The 21,479-nt window shown below is 69.0% G+C and carries 21 protein-coding genes; 10 read left to right on the top strand and 11 right to left on the bottom strand.

The genetic code is table 11. From position 1 onward, the window contains the following. Positions 1-30: 30 nt before the first annotated feature. Both RBB84_RS08150 and arc read right to left on the bottom strand, forming a co-directional pair. On the bottom strand, positions 31-417 hold the full coding sequence (locus tag RBB84_RS08150; protein WP_064255670.1) for a nitroreductase family deazaflavin-dependent oxidoreductase: 387 nt from the start codon (positions 415-417) through the stop codon (positions 31-33). Positions 418-509: 92 nt separating this feature from the next. Further along, positions 510-2,279 carry a proteasome ATPase gene (gene arc / locus RBB84_RS08145; protein ID WP_024101038.1) on the bottom strand — a complete coding sequence of 590 codons (1,770 nt, stop codon included), beginning with the start codon at positions 2,277-2,279 and terminating at the stop codon, positions 510-512. Positions 2,280-2,466: 187 nt separating this feature from the next. Between arc and RBB84_RS08140 the strand changes: the two genes are divergently transcribed. Next, positions 2,467-2,946: a hypothetical protein gene (locus RBB84_RS08140; RefSeq protein ID WP_064255669.1), complete on the top strand. Its 480-nt coding sequence runs from the start codon at positions 2,467-2,469 to the stop codon at positions 2,944-2,946. A 21-nt stretch (positions 2,947-2,967) separates the two neighbouring features. On the opposite strand, the gene RBB84_RS08135 is transcribed toward RBB84_RS08140, so the two are convergent. Then, a complete protein-coding gene (locus tag RBB84_RS08135) occupies positions 2,968-3,819 on the bottom strand; it encodes a tRNA (adenine-N1)-methyltransferase (RefSeq protein WP_019289521.1) in 852 nt (283 codons plus the stop codon). Between the two features lie 89 nt (positions 3,820-3,908). Here RBB84_RS08135 and RBB84_RS08130 point away from each other — a divergent pair, with 89 nt between their 5' ends. Together RBB84_RS08130 and RBB84_RS08125 are read left to right on the top strand one after the other, a co-directional pair. Next, positions 3,909-4,784 carry a RecB family exonuclease gene (locus tag RBB84_RS08130; RefSeq protein WP_064255668.1) on the top strand — a complete coding sequence of 292 codons (876 nt, stop codon included), beginning with the start codon at positions 3,909-3,911 and terminating at the stop codon, positions 4,782-4,784. Further along, positions 4,781-5,620, top strand: coding sequence for a thioesterase family protein (locus tag RBB84_RS08125; protein WP_033098345.1), 840 nt, complete (start codon positions 4,781-4,783; stop codon positions 5,618-5,620). Before RBB84_RS08130 ends, RBB84_RS08125 begins: the two co-directional genes overlap by 4 nt. Positions 5,621-5,661: 41 nt before the next feature. Here the strand turns inward: RBB84_RS08125 and hisG are convergent, their stop codons facing one another. From hisG to metH, 6 genes are all read right to left on the bottom strand, one after another. Further along, the gene (gene hisG, locus RBB84_RS08120; protein ID WP_006552165.1) at positions 5,662-6,525 is read right to left on the bottom strand and encodes an ATP phosphoribosyltransferase; all 864 of its coding nucleotides are present in this window, start codon (positions 6,523-6,525) and stop codon (positions 5,662-5,664) included. Positions 6,526-6,618: 93 nt separating this feature from the next. After that, a complete protein-coding gene (locus tag RBB84_RS08115) occupies positions 6,619-6,900 on the bottom strand; it encodes a phosphoribosyl-ATP diphosphatase (protein ID WP_170318512.1) in 282 nt (93 codons plus the stop codon). Positions 6,901-6,940: 40 nt separating this feature from the next. Further along, positions 6,941-7,828, bottom strand: a complete 888-nt coding sequence (locus tag RBB84_RS08110) for a pseudouridine synthase (RefSeq protein WP_019289518.1) — start codon at positions 7,826-7,828, stop codon at positions 6,941-6,943. Positions 7,829-7,832: 4 nt separating this feature from the next. Beyond that, a complete protein-coding gene (locus tag RBB84_RS08105) occupies positions 7,833-8,693 on the bottom strand; it encodes a rhodanese-related sulfurtransferase (protein ID WP_019289517.1) in 861 nt (286 codons plus the stop codon). Position 8,694: 1 nt separating this feature from the next. Then, a complete protein-coding gene (locus RBB84_RS08100) occupies positions 8,695-9,402 on the bottom strand; it encodes an HAD family phosphatase (protein WP_041803364.1) in 708 nt (235 codons plus the stop codon). Then, a complete protein-coding gene (gene metH / locus RBB84_RS08095; protein WP_064255667.1) occupies positions 9,395-12,964 on the bottom strand; it encodes a methionine synthase in 3,570 nt (1,189 codons plus the stop codon). The genes RBB84_RS08100 and metH overlap by 8 nt, the downstream gene beginning before the upstream one ends. Positions 12,965-13,015: 51 nt before the next feature. On the opposite strand from metH, the gene RBB84_RS08090 reads away from it, so the two are divergent. Together RBB84_RS08090 and RBB84_RS08085 are read left to right on the top strand one after the other, a co-directional pair. Then, entirely contained in the window at positions 13,016-13,915 is a 900-nt protein-coding gene (locus RBB84_RS08090; RefSeq protein WP_006552160.1) for a PAC2 family protein, read from the top strand. After that, positions 13,912-15,057 (top strand): MFS transporter, encoded by a 1,146-nt coding sequence (locus tag RBB84_RS08085; RefSeq protein WP_006552159.1) that lies wholly within the window; start codon positions 13,912-13,914, stop codon positions 15,055-15,057. Before RBB84_RS08090 ends, RBB84_RS08085 begins: the two co-directional genes overlap by 4 nt. Positions 15,058-15,208: 151 nt before the next feature. On the opposite strand, the gene RBB84_RS08080 is transcribed toward RBB84_RS08085, so the two are convergent. Continuing rightward, positions 15,209-15,358 (bottom strand): helix-turn-helix domain-containing protein, encoded by a 150-nt coding sequence (locus tag RBB84_RS08080; protein WP_350247358.1) that lies wholly within the window; start codon positions 15,356-15,358, stop codon positions 15,209-15,211. A gap of 110 nt (positions 15,359-15,468) precedes the next feature. Between RBB84_RS08080 and RBB84_RS08075 the strand changes: the two genes are divergently transcribed. Continuing rightward, positions 15,469-15,741, top strand: coding sequence for a hypothetical protein (locus tag RBB84_RS08075; protein WP_350247357.1), 273 nt, complete (start codon positions 15,469-15,471; stop codon positions 15,739-15,741). Positions 15,742-15,792: 51 nt separating this feature from the next. Further along, positions 15,793-16,392 (top strand): SDR family NAD(P)-dependent oxidoreductase, encoded by a 600-nt coding sequence (locus tag RBB84_RS08070; RefSeq protein WP_064255666.1) that lies wholly within the window; start codon positions 15,793-15,795, stop codon positions 16,390-16,392. Between the two features lie 25 nt (positions 16,393-16,417). Here RBB84_RS08070 and RBB84_RS08065 read toward each other — a convergent pair whose 3' ends face one another. Next, the gene (locus tag RBB84_RS08065) at positions 16,418-16,879 is read right to left on the bottom strand and encodes a 6,7-dimethyl-8-ribityllumazine synthase (RefSeq protein WP_064255665.1); all 462 of its coding nucleotides are present in this window, start codon (positions 16,877-16,879) and stop codon (positions 16,418-16,420) included. 120 nt (positions 16,880-16,999) lie between these two features. On the opposite strand from RBB84_RS08065, the gene RBB84_RS08060 reads away from it, so the two are divergent. The 3 genes from RBB84_RS08060 to RBB84_RS08050 all read left to right on the top strand — a co-directional run bounded on the left by RBB84_RS08060 (position 17,000) and on the right by RBB84_RS08050 (position 21,474). Then, the gene (locus RBB84_RS08060) at positions 17,000-18,067 is read left to right on the top strand and encodes a helix-turn-helix domain-containing protein (protein WP_024101029.1); all 1,068 of its coding nucleotides are present in this window, start codon (positions 17,000-17,002) and stop codon (positions 18,065-18,067) included. Between the two features lie 108 nt (positions 18,068-18,175). After that, positions 18,176-18,991: a trehalose-phosphatase gene (gene otsB, locus RBB84_RS08055; RefSeq protein ID WP_024101028.1), complete on the top strand. Its 816-nt coding sequence runs from the start codon at positions 18,176-18,178 to the stop codon at positions 18,989-18,991. 65 nt (positions 18,992-19,056) lie between these two features. Further along, entirely contained in the window at positions 19,057-21,474 is a 2,418-nt protein-coding gene (locus RBB84_RS08050) for a glycoside hydrolase family 65 protein (protein WP_197481793.1), read from the top strand. The last annotated feature ends 5 nt before the right edge of the window (positions 21,475-21,479 follow it).

Below are 21,479 nucleotides of genomic sequence, written 5' to 3'. Positions count from 1 at the left end.
GCTCACGGTCGTGACCAGCCCCGCCACCGGTCAGCGGTGCGGCTGCGGGGTGCAGTCCAGATAGCCGTGCGCCCCGATCGCCTGCAGCGCCACCCGCACCGGCAGCGGCGCCCAGCTCGCCTGCGGATCGGTCCCGAGCCGCGGGTCGCGCACCGGGATCGCTCTGCCCCGGGTGTGCACCACCGCCTCGTCGGCGGCGCACACGTTGCGCACCCAATCGGTGTCGGCGCCGTAGGTCAACGCGATCCGCAGATCGTCACCGACGGTGAACAGCAGCACCGGGGTGCGGAACACCCGGCCCGAGCGGCGCCCGCGATGCTCGACCACCGCGGTGCCCGGCAGCAGCTGCGCGAACGGGGTGGTGACCCGGTTGGTGACGATCTTGTTGAACCGGGCCAGGGTGCGCGGCAGCGGCACGGTCGGTCCTCCCCCTGGATAGGCCGCGACGGCCGGACCTTCCGGAGGAGGGAAGGCCCGGCCGTCGCGGATCGATTGTCGCGGGTCGATTCCTACAGGTACTGGCCGGTGTTCGACTCGGTGTCGATCGCGCGGCTCGCGCTGGCGTTCTTGCCGGTGACCAGGGTGCGGATGTACACGATCCGCTCGCCCTTCTTCCCCGAGATCCGGGCCCAGTCGTCCGGATTCGTGGTGTTGGGCAGGTCCTCGTTCTCGGCGAACTCGTCGACGATCGAATCGAGCAGGTGCTGCACCCGCAGACCGGGCGCCCCGGTCTCGAGCACCGACTTGATCGCATACTTCTTCGCCCGGTCGACGATGTTCTGGATCATCGCGCCGGAGTTGAAGTCCTTGAAGTACAGGACCTCCTTGTCGCCGTTGGCGTAGGTGACCTCGAGGAAACGGTTGTCCTCGGACTCGGCGTACATCCGCTCGACGACCCGCTCGATCATCGCCCGCACGCACGCGACCCGATCGCCGCCGAACTCGGCGAGATCGTCGGCGTGCACCGGCAGGCTCTCGGTCAGGTACTTCGAGAAGATGTCCTGCGCGGCCTCCGCGTCCGGACGCTCGATCTTGATCTTCACGTCGAGGCGGCCGGGCCGCAGGATCGCCGGGTCGATCATGTCCTCACGGTTCGACGCGCCGATGACGATGACGTTCTCGAGCCCTTCGACACCGTCGATCTCGGCGAGCAGCTGCGGCACCACCGTGGTCTCCACATCGGAGGACACACCGGAACCGCGGGTGCGGAAGATCGAATCCATCTCGTCGAAGAACACGATCACCGGGGTGCCCTCGGACGCCTTCTCCCGGGCCCGCTGGAAGATCAACCGGATGTGCCGTTCGGTCTCACCGACGAACTTGTTCAGCAGCTCCGGGCCCTTGATGTTCAGGAAGAACGACTTCGCTTCCTTCGAATCGTCCCCGCGGGCCTCGGCGATCTTCTTCGCCAGCGAGTTCGCGACCGCCTTCGCGATCAGGGTCTTACCGCAACCGGGCGGGCCGTACAGCAGCACACCCTTCGGCGGGCGCAGCGAGTACTCGCGGAACAGGTCCTTGTGCAGGAAGGGCAGCTCCACCGCGTCGCGGATCTGCTCGATCTGCCGGCCCAGACCGCCGATGTCGCTGTAGCCGACGTCCGGGACCTCCTCGAGCACGAGATCCTCGACCTCGGCCTTGGGGATCCGTTCGAAGGCGTAGCCGGCCTTGCTGTCGACCAGCAACGAATCACCGGGGCGCAGCGTGAACGAGTTCTCGTCGTCGACGAGCAGATCGGTCTTGTCGTCGGCGGCGGCCGCGGCGAGCGGGGCGGCCAGCCACACGATGCGTTCCTCGTCGGCGTGCCCGACCACCAGCGCGCGGGTGCCGTCGTCGAGCACCTCCCGCAGGGTGGTGATCTCGCCGACGCGTTCGAAACCACCGACCTCCACGACGGTCAACGCCTCGTTCAGCCGCACCGTCTGACCGGGCCGGAAGGTGTCGAGTTCGAGATTCGGGGACACCGCGACCCGCATCTTCCGGCCCGAGGTGAACACGTCGACGGTCTGATCGTCGAACGTCTCGAGCAGCACCCCGTAGCCGCTCGGCGGCTGGGCCAGCCGGTCGACCTCCTCGCGCAGCGTGATCAGTTGCTGGCGCGCATCCTTGAGGGTCTCGAGCAGTTTGCCGTTGCGGACCGTGAGGGACTCGAGCCGGGCTTCGAGGTCGCGTACCTGATCGGACGGTTCGCCGAGCCGACGACGCAAGGTCGCCACCTCTGCGCGCAACTCTTCGATTTCGCGTGCCGCCGCAACCGCATCCGGCTTCTCTGACGAGCTCATAGCGACTCCCTCCACTGTCGGTCATTCCACGCTACCGGGACATCGCCCCACATGGGGGAGGACACGAAACAGTCGTGTTCCGAACATGTGTCGCGCGTGGGGCGCGCCATGGCGCCGCACCTCCGGCACGCTGTTAGGCTCCCCTAAATATCGTGCGTCGACCGTTTCTCTCGAAAGGTACTCCTCCGTGACCCCACGTCCAGTTCGCACACTCTGCGCCGCCACCGCGATCGCCGCCCTCACCGCCCTGACCGGCTGCAGCTCCGACGACGCCGGCGACGACACCGCTGCCACGACCAGCGCAACGACGACCACCAGCACCACCGTGATCGCCGCGGTCACCGTCGAGCAACTGCAGGAACAGATCGACGTGTTCTTCGACCCGGCCGCCACCACCGAGGACCGTGCCGCGGTCGTGGAGCACGGCGCCGCGCGCACCGCCGTGCTCGATCAGTTCACCGGTGTGCTCGCCGGCTACCCGCTCACCGGCACCGTCGGCGAGATCACCACGGTCGACGCCGACACCGTCACCGCGACCACCGAGGTCGCCGGCCCGCACGGCGGCGCCCCGATGCCGCTGACCTTCGAGCAGATCGACGGCACCTGGGTCATCGCCGACGAGAGCGCCTGCTCGATCCTGGCCGCGGGCACGCTCAGCTGCGAATAACCCCTGCGGGTCGGCGTCGGCTCAGCCCTTGCTGGGCCGGCGCTGCGGCTTCGGGGTCTCCACCCCGTCCTGCAGGCGCCGGGCACTGACCAGGAACGCCGTGTGCCCCTGCATCCGATGCTCCGGCCGCACCGCCAGCCCCACCACGTGCCAGCCGCGCACCATCGACTCCCACGAACGCGGCTCGGTCCAGCAGGTCTGCTCCCGCATCGCCTCGACCACCCGCGACAGCTGCGTCGTCGTCGCCACATAGACGATGAGTACCCCGCCGGGCACCAGCGCCTTCTTCACCGTCTCGAGCACATCCCAGGGGGCGAGCATGTCCAGCACCACCCGGTCGACGCGGCCGTACTTCTCGACGTCGTAGTCCGCCAGATCGCCGAGCACCGTCGTCCAGTTCGCCGGGCGCTGCCCGAAGAAGGTGTCGACATTGCGCTCGGCGTATTCGAGATGGTCCTCGCGCACCTCGTAGGAGATCACCCGGCCGCTCTCGCCGACGGCGCGCAGCAGCGAACACGTCAGCGCGCCGGAACCGGCGCCGGCCTCGAGCACCGTCGCGCCGGGAAAGATGTCGCCCTCCTGCACGATCTGCGCGGCGTCCTTCGGGTAGATCACCTGCGCACCGCGCGGCATCGACATCACATAGTCGACGAGCAGCGGACGCAACGCCAGATAGGGGGTGCCGTTGGTGGAGGTGACCACCACACCCTCGTCGGTGCCGATCAGATCGTCGTGCAGGATCCCGCCGCGATGGGTGTGGAACTCCTTGCCCGGTTCGAGCACCACGGTGTACTTGCGGCCCTTGGCGTCGGTCAACTGCACCCGGTCCCCCACCTGAAAGGGTCCGCTGCGCCCGAGTCCGCCTACTGCCATCGCCGTGTCCACCTTCGTTCCAGCCCCGCACCCGGGATCGGGCACGCGGGTCCGGCACCGTGTCGGACCCGCGTCCTAGCCTGCCAGGTGTGACCACAGCTGCGCCCACACCCCCCACCGACACGACGCGGCCGGTCGCCCTGTCCCCCTCCCGGGCCGCCGACTTCACCCGCTGCCCGCTGCTCTACCGCTTCAAGGCCGTCGACCGGCTCACCGCACCCCCGACCCGCGCCCAGGCACGCGGCACCGTCGTGCACGCCGCCCTCGAAGCGTTGTTCGGCCTCGACGGACCGGCCCGCACCGCCACCGCCGCGCAGACCCTGCTGCCCGACGCCCTGGCCCGGGTCCTCGCCGCCACCCCCGATCTGGGCGTGGACACCGACGACGCGGGGTTCCTCGCCGAGGCCGCCGCGCTGCTGGACACCTACTTCACCGTCGAGGACCCCACCGCGGTCACCGCCGACGGCTGCGAACTGCGGGTGGAGACCACCCTCGACGGCGACGTCCCGCTGCGCGGCATCATCGACCGCCTCGATGTCGACGCCACCGGTGCGGTGCATGTCGTCGACTACAAGACCGGCCGCGCCCCGTCCCCGCGCGGCGAGCGGGCGGCGCTGTTCCAGCTGAAGTTCTACGCGCTGATCGTGTGGCGGCAACGCGGCATCGTCCCGGCCTCGCTGCGACTGCTGTATCTCGGCGACGGTCAGGTGCTGCACTACCGGCCCGACACCGAGGAACTGCGCCGCTTCGAACGGATCGTGCGGGCGATGTGGGCGACGATCCGGCAGTTGCGCGCCAGCGGCGACTTCCGCCCCAATCCCGGTCCCGGCTGCCGGTGGTGCGATCATCGGGCATTGTGCCCGGCGTTCGGCGGTACCCCACCGCCGTATCCCGCCGACGGCGTTGCGACGCAATCGACACCGGGCGCGCCCCACCGCATCGAGCAGCAGGAGAATCCCGAGTGAGCGACGCCGCCTACTACGTGCCGGTCCCCCGGCCGACCACCCCCACCGGCCCGGTCGACGACGTCGAGATCGCGGTGTTCCGCCCCACCGAACACACCGTCAGCACCTGGGGACCGCACCTGCAGCACGGCGCCCCACCCTCGGCGCTGCTCGCCCGCGCCATCGACCGGCACCGGCCCCGCCCCGACACCCGCCTGAGCCGGCTCACCGTCGAACTGCTCGGCCCCGTCCCCCTCACCGACCTCGAGGTGCGCACCCACATCGAACGACCCGGTCGCCGCATCGAACTGGTCGTCGCCGAATTGTGGGCCACCGCCCCCGACGGCACCGACCGCCCGGTGGCGCGCGGCACCGGCTGGCGCCTCGAAACCATCGACCTGCCGCAGGTCGCGCGGACCTCCGAAACCCCGCTGCCCGCCCCCGACCACTTCGAAGCCACCGCCCCGCACGTCTTCTGGAAGGGCGGCTACATCGACACCGTCGAATGGCGCATCATCGTCCCCTTCGGCGCTCCCGGCCTGTCGTCGGCGTGGGTGCGCAGCGAGATCGCCCTCGTGGAAGGCGAAACCCCCAGCGGGCTCGACCGGTTGATGAGCGTCGCCGACGTCGCCAACGGTGTCGGATCCAAACTCGACCCCCGCGAGTACACCTTCCTCAACACCGAACTGACCGTGCACCTGTTCCGCGCCCCCGAGTTCCGCGAACAGGACTGGGTGGGGATCGCCGCGGAGATGTCCGTCGGACCCGACGGGGTCGGCATGACCGCCGGTCTGCTCTACGACGAGACCGGCGCGCTCGGCCGCATCGCCCAGAACGTGCAGGTGCGGTCCCGCTGATCAGCGGGACCGCACCGGAAGATGTCGGGATCGGTGCGCATCTATTCGGGGGCGCGCATCGCCCGGCACGAGCGGATGTTCGACGCGAGGATCGCGCGGGCACCGATCTCGGCGAGCCGGTCCATCACCGCGTTGTGGCCCTTGCGCGGCACCATCGCCCGCACCGCCACCGAATTCTCGTTCGCCAACGGCGAGATCGTCGGCGACTCGAGACCGGGCGTGACCTGCACGGCCTGCTCGAGCAGGTGCTTCGGGCAGTCGTAATCGATCATCACGTACTGCTGCGCGAAGACCACACCCTCGAGACGGGCGATCAGCTGGTTGCGGGCCCGATCCGAGCGATCCGAATCCTCCCGCTCGATCAGCACACCCTCCGAATCGCACAACGACTCGCCGAAGGCAACGAGATCGTGCTGCCGCAACGTCCGGCCCGAGCCGACCACATCGGCGATCGCGTCGGCGACCCCGAGCTGGATGGAGATCTCCACCGCACCGTCGAGCCGGATCACCTCGGCCTCGATGCCGCGGGCGGCGAGATCACGACGCACCAGATTCGCGTACGAGGTGGCGATGCGCAGACCCTGCAGATCCTCGACCGACCAGTCGCGGCCCTTCGGCGCGGCGTACCGGAAACGCGAGGACCCGAAGCCCAGCGACAACCGCTCGGTGACCGGAGCCCCCGAATCCATCGCCAGGTCGCGGCCGGTGATCCCCAGATCCAGCTCGCCGGAACCGACGTAGATCGCGATGTCCTTCGGCCGCAGGAAGAAGAACTCGACGTCGTTGACCGGGTCGATGACCGTCAGATCCCGCGAGTCGGTGCGCCGACGGTAGCCGGCCTCCTGCAGGATCTCGGCGGCGGACTCGGACAGCGAACCTTTGTTGGGGACTGCGACGCGCAGCATGACGGATTGGGTCCTTTCGAACGACGAGCAGAAGCGAGGAAGGGATCTACAGGGGGCACGGACGGCGGCACCGGCACAGCGGGCCACCGGCCGTCACAGATGCTTGTAGACGTCCTCGAGCTTCAGACCCCGCCCCACCATCAGCACCTGCACCCAGTACAGCAGCTGCGAAATCTCCTCGGACAGTTCCTCGTCGGACTGGTACTCGGCGGCGATCCACACCTCACCGGCCTCTTCGAGTACCTTCTTGCCCTGGAAATGCACGCCGGCGTCCAGGGCGGCGACGGTGCCGGAGCCCTCGGGGCGGGTCGCGGCGCGTTCGGACAGCTCGGCGAACAGGGAATCGAAGGTCTTCACAGGGGTCGATTGTTTCATGCCCCGCCACCGGCCCCACAGCCAGGACACCAACCCTCGCTCAGAACTCGAGTTCCCGCCCGCTGACGAACCGCCGCTCCACCCCGCTGATCGGATCGGTGAACTCCAGCGACCGCGCCAGCAACCGCAGCGGATCGGTGAAATCGTCCGCGTCGCGCCGCCGGAACCACGGATAGAAGTTGTCCCCCACGATCGGCACCCCCAACGACGCCAGATGCAGCCGCAGCTGGTGGGTGCGACCGGTGCGCGGGAACAACCGGTAACGGGCCAGCTCCCCACGCCGCTCGACCAACTCGATGCGCGTCTCCGAATTCGGTTCGTCGGCGAACTGCTCGGCCGTCGGCTCCCCGTGCCGCTTGACGATCCGCGTGCGCACCACCTGCGGGAACGACAGGTCGGACCGATAACCGGCGACCGCCTCGTACACCTTGCGCACCCGCTGACGCTCGAACAGCTCCTGATAGGGCCGCCGCCATGCCGGATCCGTCGTGCACAGCAACACCCCGGCGGTCATCCGGTCGAGCCGGTGCACCGGCACCAGATGCGGCAACTCCAGCTCGCGCCGCAACCGCACCACCACCGACTCGCGGATGTGCGCTCCGCGCGGGATCGTCGCCAGGAAATGCGGCTTGTCCACCACCACGAGACCGTCCTCCCGATGCAACACGCGCACCGGGAACGGCACCGGCACCTCCGGCGGCGGATCGCGGTAGAAGTACACGAACCGCGTCGGCTGATACGGCGTGCACGCATCGACGCGGCGGCCGTGCTCGTCGACCAACTCCCCCGCCCCCATGTGCGCCGCCCAGTCCTCCTCGGGGTGGCCGGCCTGCAGGAACTCGACGATCGTGGCCGCGTCGACATCGGCGGGCATCCGGATGCGGTCGGGGCCGAGCCCGTCGCGCACCGGCAGCGGTGCAGCACGCACCGGTCTACGCCTCCACGAGGTCCGGGACGCAGCCCTCGCACACCAGAGTCAACTCCCGGCCGTGGAGATCCGGATGATTCCGGTACCGCGAGGTCGGCGTCCCGCACAGGGTGCAGCGGCCGATCACCGGCGCCTCGGCGCTGAACTCGACGTTCATCCGCCCGTCGAAGACGTACAGCGAACCCTCCCACAGGCCCTCGTCTCCGAAGGTCTCGCCGTAGCGGACGATGCCACCGTCGAGCTGGTAGACCTCTTCGAACCCGCGATTGCGCATCAACGCCGACAGCACCTCACAGCGCACCCCACCGGTGCAGTAGGTGACCACCGGGCGGTTCTTGAGATGGTCGTAGCGTCCGCTGTCGAGCTCGGCGACGAAATCGCGGGTCGTGGCGACATCCGGCACGATCGCATCCCGGAACCGGCCGATCTGCGCCTCGAAGCGGTTGCGGCCGTCGAAGAACACCACCTCGTCGCCGCGCTCGGCGACCAGCTCGTGCACGCCGTGCGGCGACAGATGGGTGCCGCCGTCGACGATGCCGTTCTCGTCGACCTTCACCTCGTCGGGCACCCCGAACGTCACGATCTCCGGACGTACCTTCACCGACAGCCGCGGAAAGTCGTCGCCGGTGCCGTCGGACCACTTGATATCGGTGTCCTTGAAGGCCGCATAACCGCGCAAGCCACGCACGTACTTCTTCACGTCGGCGATGTCACCGCCGACGGTGCCGTTGATGCCGTGCTCCGAGATGAGAATCCGCCCGGTCAACCCCAACGACGACGCGAGGGTGTGCTGCCACAACCGGATCGCCTCCGGGTCGGGCAACGGGGTGAACTTGTAGAACAGCACGATCTTCGGGACCGCCACCTCAGGGCACCCCCGCACCGTGCAGCTCGTGCAGATCCTCGGCGCTCAACCCCTCGAGCGTGGACCGGAACACCCGCCGCTCCGAGCCGGGCACATCCACCAGTGACGGCACCACCAGCACCATGCACCCGGCCGCATCCGCCGCGGCCGCCCCGGTCGGGGAATCCTCCACCGCCAGACACTGCGCCGGATCCAGACCGAGCAACTCCGCAGCCCGACGGTAGGGCGCCGGATCGGGTTTGCCGGCCGGCACCTCGTCGCCACACACCGAATGATCGAAATGCTCACGGCCCAGGGTCGCGAGGGCCACCTCACACAACGCCCGCTCGGTGTTGGTCACCAGCACCGACCCCAGTCCCGCCTCGCGGACGGTGCGCAGCGCGGCCTGCGCGCCGGGCCGCCACGTGAGCCCGTCGGCGAACAACCGGCCCATGTAGTCGGTCAGCCACGCCGCCGCAGCCGCCGCCTCGTCCGGGGACGGTTCCAGACCCAACCCGGCGAAGGTGCGCAGCACCGCCAGATCCATCGGCCCCCCGATCGTGGAGATGCGGGTCTCGTCGCTCATCGGCCCACCGAGATGCAACGACAACTCGTGCATCCCGATGTCCCACAAGCGTTCCGATTCGAGCAGGGTGCCGTCCATGTCCCACAGCACCGCCCGCAGCGCACCGGTCTGCACCGCGAGCGGCGCCTCCACCCGATCAGACATTGAAATACTTCGCCTCCGGGTGGTGCAGCACGAACGCATCGGTGGACTGCTCGGGATGCAACTGCAGCTCCTCCGACAGCTCCACCCCGATCCGCTCGGGTTCGAGCAGCTCGACCAGTTTGATGCGGTCCTCGAGATTCGGGCACGCGCCGTAACCGAACGCGAACCGGGCACCGCGGTAGGCAAGCTTGAAGTACTCCGCGACCTCCTCCGGATCCTCGTCCGCGGCCGTGCCGCCCTCGGCAAACGCCAGCTCCTGCCGCACCCGTCGATGCCAGTACTCGGCCAGCGCCTCGGTCAGCTGCACACCGATGCCGTGCACCTCGAGATAGTCGCGGTACGAATTCGACGCGAACAACTCGTTCGCGAAGTCCGCGATCGGCTGCCCCATCGTCACCAACTGGAACGGCCACACATCCACCTGGCCCGACGCGAGCGCATCCTCCCGCGACCGCACGAAATCGGCGATGCACAGGAACCGCGAACGCTGCTGCCGCGGGAAGGTGAACCGGTAACGCTCGGGAGCATCCGGGCGCGGCTCGGTCAGCACCACCACGTCGTCACCCTCGGACACCGCCGGGAAGTAGCCGTACACCACCGCCGCGTGCTGCAGGATGCCCTCGGTCGCCAACCGGTCCAGCCAGTATCGCAACCGCGGCCGGCCCTCGGTCTCCACGAGCTCCTCGTAGCTCGGGCCGTCGCCACCGCGCTGCCCGCGCAGGCCCCACTGCCCCAGGAACAGCGCACGCTCGTCGACCAGCGCCGCATAGTCGGCCAGCGGGATGCCCTTGATCACCCGGGTGCCCCAGAACGGCGGCGTCGGCACCGGCAGATCCTTCGCGACGTCACTGCGCTCGGGGATCTCCGCCGGCGTTTCCGCGGCCTTGCGCTTCTCCGCGATTCGCTTGCTGCGCTCGTGCCGCTCCTTGCGCTCGGCGGCCTTGCGGGCGGCCTCGATCGCCTCCGGACTGTCCGGCGCCGGACCCTCACCGCGCTTCTCGGCCATGACCCGGTCCATCAGCGACAGACCCTCGAACGCATCGCGCGCGTAGGACACCTTGCCCTCGTAGACCTCCGCCAGATCGTTCTCGACGTAACTGCGGGTCAGCGCCGCACCACCGAGCAACACCGGGAACTGCTCCGCGACCCCGCGGGAGTTGAGCTCCTCGAGGTTCTCCTTCATCACCACCGTCGACTTCACCAGCAGACCCGACATGCCGATCACATCGGCGCGCTTGTCCACCGCCGCGTCGAGGATCGTCGCGATCGGCTGCTTGATGCCGAGGTTGACCACCTCGTAGCCGTTGTTCGACAGGATGATGTCCACGAGGTTCTTGCCGATGTCGTGCACATCGCCCTTGACCGTCGCCAGCACGATCCGGCCCTTGCCCTCGTCGCCCGTCGACTCCATGTGCGGCTCGAGGAACGCCACCGCGGTCTTCATCACTTCGGCGGACTGCAGCACGAACGGCAACTGCATCTGACCCGACCCGAACAGCTCACCGACAGTCTTCATGCCCGACAGCAGCGTGTCGTTGATGATCGCCAGCGGCGGGGTGGTCCTCATCGCCTCGGTCAGATCGTCCTCGAGACCGTTGCGCTCGCCGTCGACGATGCGCCGCTCGAGCCGCTCGAACAGCGGCAACGCCGCCAGCTCCTGCGCCCGCGACTCGCGTGCCGACGCCGCCGACACCCCCTCGAACAGCTCCATCAGCTTCTGCAGCGGGTCGTAACCTTCGCTGCGCCGGTTGTACACCAGATCCAGCGCGACCTGCCGCTGTTCCTCCGGGATCCGCGCCATCGGCAGAATCTTCGACGCATGCACGATCGCCGTATCCAGACCCGCCGCGGTGCACTCGTTCAGGAACACCGAGTTCAACACCTGCCGCGCCGCCGGATTCAGACCGAACGACACATTCGAGATGCCCAGCGTGAAGTGCACCTCCGGATGCGCCTCGTGGAGGCGGCGGATCGCCTCGATCGTCTCGATCGCATCGCGCCGCACCTCCTCCTGACCCGTCGAGATCGGGAAGGTCAACGCATCGACGATGATGTCCTGCGGCGACAACCCCCACCGACCGGTCAGATCCGCGATCAACCGCTCGGCGATGCGCACCTTGTGCTCGGCGGTGCGGGCCTGGCCCTCCTCGTCGATCGTCAACGCGACCACCGCCGCGCCGTGCTCGACGACGTGCTCCATGATCCGCTCGAACCGCGAACCCGGACCGTCGCCGTCCTCGTAGTTCACCGAGTTCACCGCACACCGACCACCGAGATGCTCGAGGCCCGCCTTGATCACGTCCGGCTCCGTCGAGTCGATCATGATCGGCAACGTCGACGACGTCGCGAACCGCGACGCCAGCTCCGCCATGTCCGCCGCCCCGTCACGCCCGACATAGTCGACGTTCAGATCAAGCATGTGCGCACCGTCGCGGATCTGATCCTTCGCGATGTCCAGGCACTTCTGCCAATCCGCGGCGAGCATCGCCTCCCGGAACGCCTTCGACCCGTTCGTGTTGGTCCGCTCACCGATCATCAGGATCGACGCGTCCTGCTCGAACGGCACCGAGGTATACAGCGACGACACACCCGGCTCCGGCTGCGCGGCGCGCGGCGCCGGCTGCACCCCCCGCACCGCCGCCGCAACCTGCCGGATGTGCTCGGGGGTGGTGCCGCAGCAGCCACCGACGAAGGTCAACCCGTACTCGGAGACGAATCCGGCCAGAGCCTCGGCGAGCTCCTCCGGCTGCAGCGGGTACTCGGCGCCGTTCGCGCCCAGCACCGGCAGACCCGCATTCGGCATCACCGACACCGGGATCGTCGCGTGCTGCGACAGATACCGCAGGTGCTCGCTCATCTCCGCCGGACCGGTCGCGCAGTTCAACCCGATCAGGTCGATGCCGAGCGGCTCGAGGGCGGTCAGCGCGGCACCGATCTCGGAACCGAGCAGCATCGTGCCGGTGGTCTCCACTGTCACGTGGGTAACGATCGGGATCCGGCGACCGGCCTGCTCCATCGCCCGCTTGCTACCGATGATCGCGGCCTTCGCCTGCAACAGGTCCTGACAGGTCTCCACCAGGATCGCGTCGGCACCACCGTCGAGCATGCCCAGCGCCGCCTCACCGTAGGCGTCGCGCAGCGCAGCGAACGGCGCGTGGCCGAGGGTGGGCAGCTTCGTACCCGGACCCATCGACCCGATCACCATCCGGGCCATGCCGTCGGCGCCGGGACCCATCTCGTCGGCGACCTCGCGGGCGAGGCGGGTACCGAGCTCGGACAGCTCACGGATGCGGTCGGCGATGTCGTAGTCGGCGAGGTTGGGCAGGTTGCAGCCGAAGGTGTTCGTCGAGACGACATCGGCGCCGGCCTCGAAGTACGCCCGGTGGATCCCCCGGATCACATCGGGACGAGATTCGTTGAGGATCTCGTTGCACCCCTCCAAACCGCGGAAGTCGTCGAGCGACAGATCCGCGGCCTGCAACATGGTGCCCATCGCCCCGTCTCCGATGACAACGCGCTGGCTCAGCGCATCGAGCAGGACAGAATGAAGTGGGGTGGACATGCCCTTCAGACTAGTGGGCGCCCGGATCGGGCCGGGTCGTAGGCTGGACGAGTGAGTACACCCGAGTTTCCCGAGACCCCGGACCAGGACGTCCCCGTCCTGCGCGATCCGGTGCTCGTCGCCGCCTTCGAAGGGTGGAACGACGCCGGCGACGCCGCCAGCGGCGCCGTCGAACACCTCGAGTTGATCTGGGACGCCGAGCCGTTCGCGGAGCTGGACTCCGAGGAGTACTACGACTACCAGGTCAACCGGCCGCAGGTGCGGCTCGTCGACGGGGTCACCCGCGAGATCGACTGGCCCACCACCCGGCTGTCGCTGTGCTCCCCGCCCGGCAGCGACCGCGACATCGTCCTCCTGCACGGCATCGAGCCGAGCATGCGCTGGCGCAGCTTCTGCGACGCCATCATCGAACTCGTCGACGAGTTCGAGGTCCACACCGTCGTCCTGCTCGGCGCACTGCTCGCCGACACCCCGCACACCCGCCCGGTCCCGGTGACCGGCACCGCCTACAGCTCCGAGGCCGCCGAACGCTTCAAGCTGCAGACCTCCCGCTACGAAGGACCCACCGGGATCACCGGCGTGCTGCAGGACGCCTTCGTCCGCGCGGGCATCCCCGCGGTGTCGTTCTGGGCGGCGATCCCCCACTATGTGTCCAACCCGCCGAACCCCAAGGCCACCGTGGCGCTGCTGCGCCGCGTCGAGGACGTCCTCGACCTCGAGGTGCCCCTTGGCGAACTCCCCCTCCTCGCCGAGGAGTGGGAACAGACCGTCACCGACATGATCGAGGACGACGAGGAGATCGCCGAGTACGTGCGCACCCTCGAGGAGCGCGGCGACGCCGAGGCCGAGGAGGACATCTCCGAGGTCATCGCCAAGATCGACGGCGACGCCCTCGCCGCCGAGTTCGAACGCTATCTGCGGCGACGGGGCCCCGGCGGCTTCAACAAGTGAGGGATCTGCGCGAACCGCTGCAGCGCACGGCGCTGTACGCGGGCGGCTTCCTCGGTCCCTTCGGCGGCAGTGTCGTCGTGTCGATGCTGCCGGAGATCGGCGCCGACACCGGTGTGTCCACCGGCACAGCCGCGACGACGGTCACCGCCTATCTCGGTGTGTTCGCCGCCGCGATGCTGTTCTCCGGCACGCTCGGCGCACGGTGGGGACGCGTCCGCACCGTGCGCACCGCCTATCTCGTCTACGCGGCGGTCTCGATCGCCGCGGCGCTGGCGCCGACCTTCTCGGTGCTCATCGGCACCCGCATGCTGCAGGGCGCGGCCAACGCGTTCACCACTCCGCTGCTGCTCGCGGCGCTGGCCGTTATCACCCCGAAGGACAGGCTCGGCCGCGCTCTCGGATTGTTCGGGGCGATGCAGGCCGCCGGCCAAACCGTCGCCCCACTGATCGGCGGTCTCGCCGCCGAGGTGAGCTGGAGATGGGCGTTCGTCGTGCTTGCCGGCGCCGCGCTGCTCCTGGCGCTCGCCGGCCTGCCCGAATCGGTGCGCGACGACCCGTCCGGTACCACTCGGGTCCGACTGCGCGACGCGCTGACCCCGCGCGTCCTGCGTATCGGGCTGGTCGCATTGCTCGGTTGGGGTGCGCTCGGCGGACTCGGATTCCTCCTCGCCTTCCGGGTCGAGGACGACTTCGGGTTGTCCCCGTCCGAACGCGGCGTGGTACTCACCGTGTTCGGACTCGCCGGCATCCTCAGTTCCCGGCCGGTCGGGATGCTCATCGACCGCGTCGGTGCCCGCGCGATCGTGCTCATCGGCGCGGTGAGCGGCGCAGCGCTGGTCGTGGTCGTCGGTACCGTCCCGTGGCTCGTCGTGCTCGGCGTCGCGTGGTTCCTGGCAGGTATCGCTTCGCAGTTCATCCTCGTCGGGGTCAACGCCGCGGTGCTCGGTGGGCCGGGCGGCAACCGCGGTGGCGCGGTGTCCGTCGTGCAGGCCTTCCGCTTCGGCGGTGCGGCCTTCTCCCCTCTCCTGCTGACGCCGGTGTACGGCGCCGACCCGGTCCTCGCGTTCCTGCTGCCTGCCGCGCTGCTCGGTGTGCTCGTTCCCCTGGCCATGACTCGACGCCCTGAGGCATCGAGCCGCTGACACCGACGTTCTCCCGGCAGGTTTGGTGGTTGGTAGCTGGTGCCGCGCTGTGTGGTGAGTAGGTCCTGAAGGAGGATGGATTCTGATTTTCTATGATTTCCGTATTGTTCAGAATGTCTCCAAGAGCTCTCGAACCGGTCCCGCAGTCGCCTCAGACCGAGCGTCTCTCCCGTCCTCGCCCACCCGGCGTCCGGCCGGTCCACCACTGGAACGCCACCGAGAAGCTCGACGCATCGGCGTAGCCCAGACGGTGCGCCACCCTCTCCACCGGCAGGCCCGCATCCAGCAGCTCCCCCGCCATCGTCCCCCAGCGTCTCGGCCACGATCGCCCGGTACGAGGCCCCCTCCTCCCCCAGCTGCCGCCGGAGGGTGCGCACACTCGACCCCAGCTCCGCGGCCACCTGGTCCTGCGTGGGGCCCTCCGCGGCCCGGCGCAGCAGCACTTCCCGCACGCGGGCGCCGAGCTCGCCGTGGTTCTGTCTGCGCTGCAGCAGTTCCGCGCACTCCCGCAGCAGTACGGCGGCGGCCTCCGGGCTCGCGGTCGGCATGGGCCGGTCCAACGCCCGCGCGTCCACTACCACCGCATGCGTCGACGTCGCGCTCCAGCAGGAAGCCCCGCAATCGAAGAAACGGGTGCCCACCTCGATGCCGTCGCGCACCGTCGCACAGCTCATCAGGGCGTAACCGAAGATCCCGTGCACCGCCGCCCGGATCGATGCGCGCTTCGGCACCACGGTGTTCCGGTGGCCTCTGGACGTCACCGACCGAGGATCCTTCGACGAATTCCTCAGCCTGGCCCACATGGAGTTCGGCGGGATCGACGCGCTCGTCAACAACGCCGGCATCATGCCCACCGGCGCGTTCCTCGAGGAGACCGACACGGTCACCGACCGTCAGATCGACGTCAACGTCCGCGGTGTGATCCTCGGTTCGAAGCCGGCCGCGGCGCGGTTCACCGAACAGGGCTACGGACACATCGTCAATCTCGGCTCGGTCGTGGGCATCGAAGGCGCCCCCGGCCTCACGGTGTACTCCGCGACCGAGCACGCCATGGTCGGCCCGGACGAGGTCGCCGCCGCGATCGTGCAGGTGATCGCGACGGCTCGTCCCGGCCTGCGGTACGTGCCCCGCACGGCGGGCGCGATCCTCGGAGCGCGGAAGGCGGTGCCGGAAGCGACCCGTCACCGCATCACCGCGGCATTCGGTCTGCAGTCGCTGGCACTGAACACCGACGAGACCGCGCGGGCGGCCTACCGTCGGCGCACCGAGGCTCCGAACCAGGCAGCGGCCGGCGAGGACTCGGTGGCGACGGATCCCTCCGGCAGCGCACGCTGATCCGACGCGCGCTGCCGACCGGGGCTCAGTCTCCGGTCGGCAGCGCGCTCAGCGAGCGCACCGTGGCGTCGACGGCGCGAGCCGCCTCGGCGCCCTTCTTGACGAAGTGCCGCGTGAAGTACTCGACGTGCTCGTCGTGCTCGTGGAAGTTGTGCGGGGTGAGCACGACGGAGAAGACCGGCACATCGGTGTCGAGCTGGACGCGCATCAGGCCGTCGATCACCGCGGTGGCGACGAAGTCGTGCCGGTAGATGCCGCCGTCGACGACCAGCCCGGCCGCGACGATCGCGTCGTAGCGCCCGGTCTTCGCCAGTCGCTTGGCGTGCAGCGGGATCTCGAAGGCGCCGGGGACCTCGAAGAAGTCCAGGGTGTCCTGCGAGACGCCGAGGCGGGTGATCTCCTCGGTGAAGCCTGTACGTGCCTGGTCGACGATGGTGCGGTGCCAGGTCGCCTGAACGAACGCGATGCGCCCGGTGATGTCGGTCATGGTCACGAAACTAGCGCATGCCGCGTCATAGTTTGCGGTGCGGGAGAGGGGCTGTTCCGCCCTGTGGGATTTCGATTATTTCCCTTTTCCGTCATGCACAGAGTGACTACGGTGGTGGATGTGACACAGTCGGCTCCCGCCCCCGAGAACACCATCGGTCCCCGCCCCGAGCGGTACATCGACATCTACCGTCGCGCCACCGCCCGACTCGAGGCGTGCCTGCCGCTCGGCTGGTCGCTGTCGAGCGACCGCCCCCGCTCCCCCGAGGCACCCACCCGGATGCTCGTCTCCGCCCCCGACGGCGACACCGTGTCCTTCTCCGTGGTCGCCTCCCGAGGTGTGCTCTCCGGCGACGTCGCGCGCATCGCCGCCGACCTGTCCGACTCCGACCGCGGCTTCGTGTGCGCCCACTATCTGTCCGATCCGGTGCGCCGCCAGCTCGACCGGCACGGCATCTCCTACGCCGACGCGACCGGCAACCTCTCGCTCGTCGCCGACCGCCCGGCGGTGTGGGTCCGCGACCGCGGCGCCGACGCCGACCCGTGGCGCGGCCCGGGCCGCCCGTCCGGGGTGCTCACCGGCGAACCGTCCGACCGCGTGGTGCGCGCACTCGCCGATCACGTCGGGGAGATCTCCGTCCCGGAACTGATCAAGCTGTCCGGCGCGTCCACCGGCGCGACCTACCGCGTCGTCGAGGTGCTCGTCGAACGTGAGCTCGTGCGCCGGGTCCCGCGCGGCCCGATCGTCGAGGTGCGCTGGGAACCGATGCTGCGGGCCTGGGCCGCCGAGCGGAAGGTGTGCGCGGTCCGCCGGTTCACCGCCCCCGAGGGCGTCACCGCGACCCGCGCGCGACTGGCCGAACGCATCGACATCCCCTACGCGCTCACCGGCGTCGGCGCCACCGACTACGCGGCCCCGACGCTGCTCGAGGTCTACGCCGACGACCCCGACGACTTCGCCGACAGTCTCGGCCTGCGCCCGGTCGAGCACGGCGGCGACGTCGTGGTGGCGATCCCCTGGTCGCCGGTGGTCTTCGAACGGATGGACCGTCGCAGCGGACTGCGCCATGCCGCCGTCTCACACGTCTACGCCGACCTGCTGACCGGCCCGTTCCGCAACGACGATGCCGCCGAACACGTCCGCTCCCGGCTCACCGCGGACGAGCACTGGCGACGCCCGGTCCGCTGACCGCTGCATCCGGCCGATCCCCCTCCCCGGATCCACGGCCGAGCCTTTCGATCTTTGTGTACGGTGCGAACCATGACGGGTCGCCGCGACGACAGGAGTACTGATCAGATGACCGCGCCGCGCACCGTGGAGGACCTACCGTCGGCACTCGACGGCGCCGCCCTGTCCGATCGTCTCGCGGGCCGCCGGCCCGCGGTCTTCCTCGACTACGACGGTGTGCTCACCCCGATCGTCGCCCGTCCCGAGGACGCGGTGTGGTCGGATGCCATGCGCCGCACCGTCCGTGAACTCGCCGACCGCGTGTCGGTGTGCATCGTCACCGGCCGCGACCGCGACGTCGTCCAGCAGCTCATGGGGGTCGACGATCTCGTCGTCGCCGGCAGCCACGGTTTCGACATCTGGAGCCCCACCCACGGGCAGATCGCCCACGACGTCCTCACCGACTTCACCGATCTGATCACCGAGACCACCGAGACCCTGCGCACCCGCCTGGACGGTCTCGACGGTGTCGGCATCGAACCGAAGCGCGCGTCGGTTGCCGTGCACTACCGGCAGGCCTCCCCCGAGGTGCACGACCGGGTGGGTGCGATCGTCGAGACGCTGTTGCAGGAGAACCCCGACCGGCTCGCCGTGGTGCCGGGAAAGATGGTCTACGAACTCAAACCGGCCGTGAACTGGAACAAGGGCAAGGCGGTCCTGCACCTGATCGAGGTCCTCGATCTCGCCTCCGACGACGTCGTGCCGCTCTATCTCGGCGACGACATCACCGACGAGGACGCCTTCCGGGCGTTGCGGGGTCGCGGCATCGGGATCCTCGTCGGCAGCCCCGACGACCCGGAGATGGCCGGACGCCGCACCGACGCCGAGTTCGTCCTCGCGTCGGTCGACGACGTCGAACGTTTCCTGTCGGCCCTGGGTAGATGACAGCGCCGCCGGGTGACAGCACCGCCGGACAGTTCGTGTCGAGTACGACCCGCCAGGAGGTTCGCGTGTACGACCCGGAGTTCACCCTCGACTACGACGGTTTCGATCCAGACGACGAACCCCTGCGCGAAGCCCTGACCTCGACGGGCAACGGCTACTTCTGTTCACGCGGCACCGCCGAGTGGGAAGACATGGGCGAGGTCCATTATCCGGGGACCTACGCGCATCGTTGCTACAACCGCGAGACCACCATCATGGGTGGCAGCCCGGTCCTGAACGAGGATCTGGTCAACCTCCCGAACTGGCTCGTGCTGAAGCTGCGCATCGACGGCGGCGAGGCGATCCGCCTGGCACAGGTGGAGATCCTCGACTACCGGCACGTCTACGACATCCGCACCGCCACCGTGGTCCGCGAACTGCGGTTCCGGGATCGGCACGGCCGCGAGACGTCGCTGCGCAGCAGGCGGTTCGTGAGCATGGAGCATCCGAACCAGGGCGCGCTCGAATGGTCGCTGACCCCGGAGAACTGGTCGGGGCGGGTCGAGATCGTCACCGCCCTCGACGGCCGGGTCTCCAACCGCGCCGTGGCCCGCTACCGCGATCTCGAGGCACGGCACCTCGATCCGGTCTCGCCGCGCACCTACGGCCCCGAGACGATCGCGCTGAAGGTGCAGATCCGCCAGTCCGACACCTACATCGCCCAGGCCGCCCGCACCCGGGTGTTCCGGGAGGGCTCGTGCGGGGCGATGCTCGTCGACCGCGATCTGTACCAGATGGAGGACTACATCCAGCAGGTCCTCTCCTTCGACATCGCCGAGGGCTCGACGGTGCGCATCGAGAAGATGGTGGCGATGTTCACCTCCCGCGACGACGCGATCACCGAGCCCCTCGCCTCCGCGGGCCGGCACGTGTTGCGCTATCCGGATTTCGCCGAGGCGTACGACGAGCACGTCGCGGCCTGGGACGAGTTGTGGGACATCTGCGACATCCGGCTGCCGCGGGAGCCGCGCGCGCAGTTGCTGCTGCGCCTGCACGTCTCGCACGTGTTGCAGGTCTGCTCACGGCACACCGCGCGTCTCGACGCGGGAGTGCCGGCGCGCGGACTCAACGGCGAGGCTTATCGCGGGCACGTGTTCTGGGACGAGATGTTCGTCTATCCCTTCCTGAACATGCGGGTCCCCGAGATCACCAAGGGACTGATCCTCTACCGCTACCGCCGGTTGGGGGAGGCGCAGGCCGCGGCGAGCGAGGCCGGTTACCGCGGCGCGATGTTCCCCTGGCAGAGCGGCAGCGACGGCACGGAGGAGACCCAGACGGTGCATCTCAATCCGATGTCGGGGCAATGGGATCCGGACTTGAGCCGGAACCAGCGTCACGTCAGCGCCGCGATCTTCTACAACGTGTGGCACTACTACCAGGCCACCGACGACGTCGACTTCCTGGCCGACTACGGCGCCGAGATGATGCTCGAGATCGCGCGGTTCTGGGCGTCGATCGCGCACTACAACCCGGAGCGGGACCGCTACGAGATCCATGGGGTGATGGGACCGGACGAGTTCCACGAACGGTATCCGGGGTCCACCGAGGGCGGTCTGCGCAACAACGCGTACACGAACGTGATGGTCGCGTGGATCTCCGCGCGCGCCCTGGACGTCTTCGAGGTGCTGTCGAAGAGCCGACGGACGGCCCTGCGGGCCCGGTTGCGCGTCACCGACGAGGAACTGCGGACCTGGTCGGAGATGAGCCGGAGAATGTTCGTGCCCTACCACGACGGGGTGATCAGCCAGTTCGAAGGCTACGAGGATCTCGAGGAACTCGACTGGGAGCACTACCGCACGGAGTACGGCAACATCGGTCGGATGGACCGCATCCTGCGTGCGGAGGGCCGCGACCCGGATGCCTACAAGGTCGCCAAGCAGGCCGACACGGTGATGCTGTTCTTCCTGTTCGACGATGCCGAGTTGCGCCAGGTGTTCGAGCAGCTCGGTTATCCCTACGATCGCGACCTCGTGCGCCACACCGTCGACTACTACGACCAGCGCACCTCGCACGGCTCGACGCTCAGTCACGTGACGTTCGCCGGTGTGCTCGCCACCTTCGACCCGCAGTCGTCGTGGCTGCGGTTCAAGCTCGCGCTCGAGAGCGATGTCAGCGACCTGCAGGGCGGCACCACCAAGGAAGGCATCCACATGGGGGTCATGGGCGGCACCCTCGATCTGGTGCAGCGCTACTACGTCGGTGCCCGCGCGTACGGCGACGTGCTCGTCTTCCGGCCCAAGCTCGTCTCGCACCTCGACGGGGTGTCGTTCTCCATGCGGTACCGCGGCACTCCCCTGCGGGTGCGGATCGACGGCGACAAGCTGTCGGTGCGCGCCGAGACCGAGGGCTTCCGGGTGCCGGTGCAGGTCGCGGTGGACGGCGAACTCGTCGAGCTCGGCGCCGGCGAGTCGCACGAGTTCCGGCTCGCCGCCGTCCCCGCCTGACCGCG

The sequence above is a fragment of the Rhodococcus sp. D-6 genome, assembly GCF_040256695.1.
In the GTDB taxonomy this organism is placed as follows: domain Bacteria; phylum Actinomycetota; class Actinomycetes; order Mycobacteriales; family Mycobacteriaceae; genus Rhodococcus; species Rhodococcus pyridinivorans.
The sequence above is the reverse complement of the archived record's forward strand: the minus strand, read 5'-3'. Positions and strand labels throughout refer to the sequence as shown.

Bases quoted from the DNA above. Each gene is read 5' to 3' on its own strand.
- arc (WP_024101038.1), bottom strand. From the start codon at position 2,279: ATGAGCTCGTCAGAGAAGCCGGATGCGGTTGCGGCGGCACGCGAAATC.
- RBB84_RS08135 (WP_019289521.1), bottom strand. From the start codon at position 3,819: ATGGCAGTAGGCGGACTCGGGCGCAGCGGACCCTTTCAGGTGGGGGAC.
- hisG (WP_006552165.1), bottom strand. From the start codon at position 6,525: ATGCTGCGCGTCGCAGTCCCCAACAAAGGTTCGCTGTCCGAGTCCGCC.
- RBB84_RS08115 (WP_170318512.1), bottom strand. From the start codon at position 6,900: ATGAAACAATCGACCCCTGTGAAGACCTTCGATTCCCTGTTCGCCGAG.
- RBB84_RS08100 (WP_041803364.1), bottom strand. From the start codon at position 9,402: ATGTCTGATCGGGTGGAGGCGCCGCTCGCGGTGCAGACCGGTGCGCTG.
- metH (WP_064255667.1), bottom strand. From the start codon at position 12,964: ATGTCCACCCCACTTCATTCTGTCCTGCTCGATGCGCTGAGCCAGCGC.
- RBB84_RS08080 (WP_350247358.1), bottom strand. From the start codon at position 15,358: ATGGCGGGGGAGCTGCTGGATGCGGGCCTGCCGGTGGAGAGGGTGGCG.
- RBB84_RS08065 (WP_064255665.1), bottom strand. From the start codon at position 16,879: ATGACCGACATCACCGGGCGCATCGCGTTCGTTCAGGCGACCTGGCAC.
- otsB (WP_024101028.1), top strand. From the start codon at position 18,176: ATGACCGCGCCGCGCACCGTGGAGGACCTACCGTCGGCACTCGACGGC.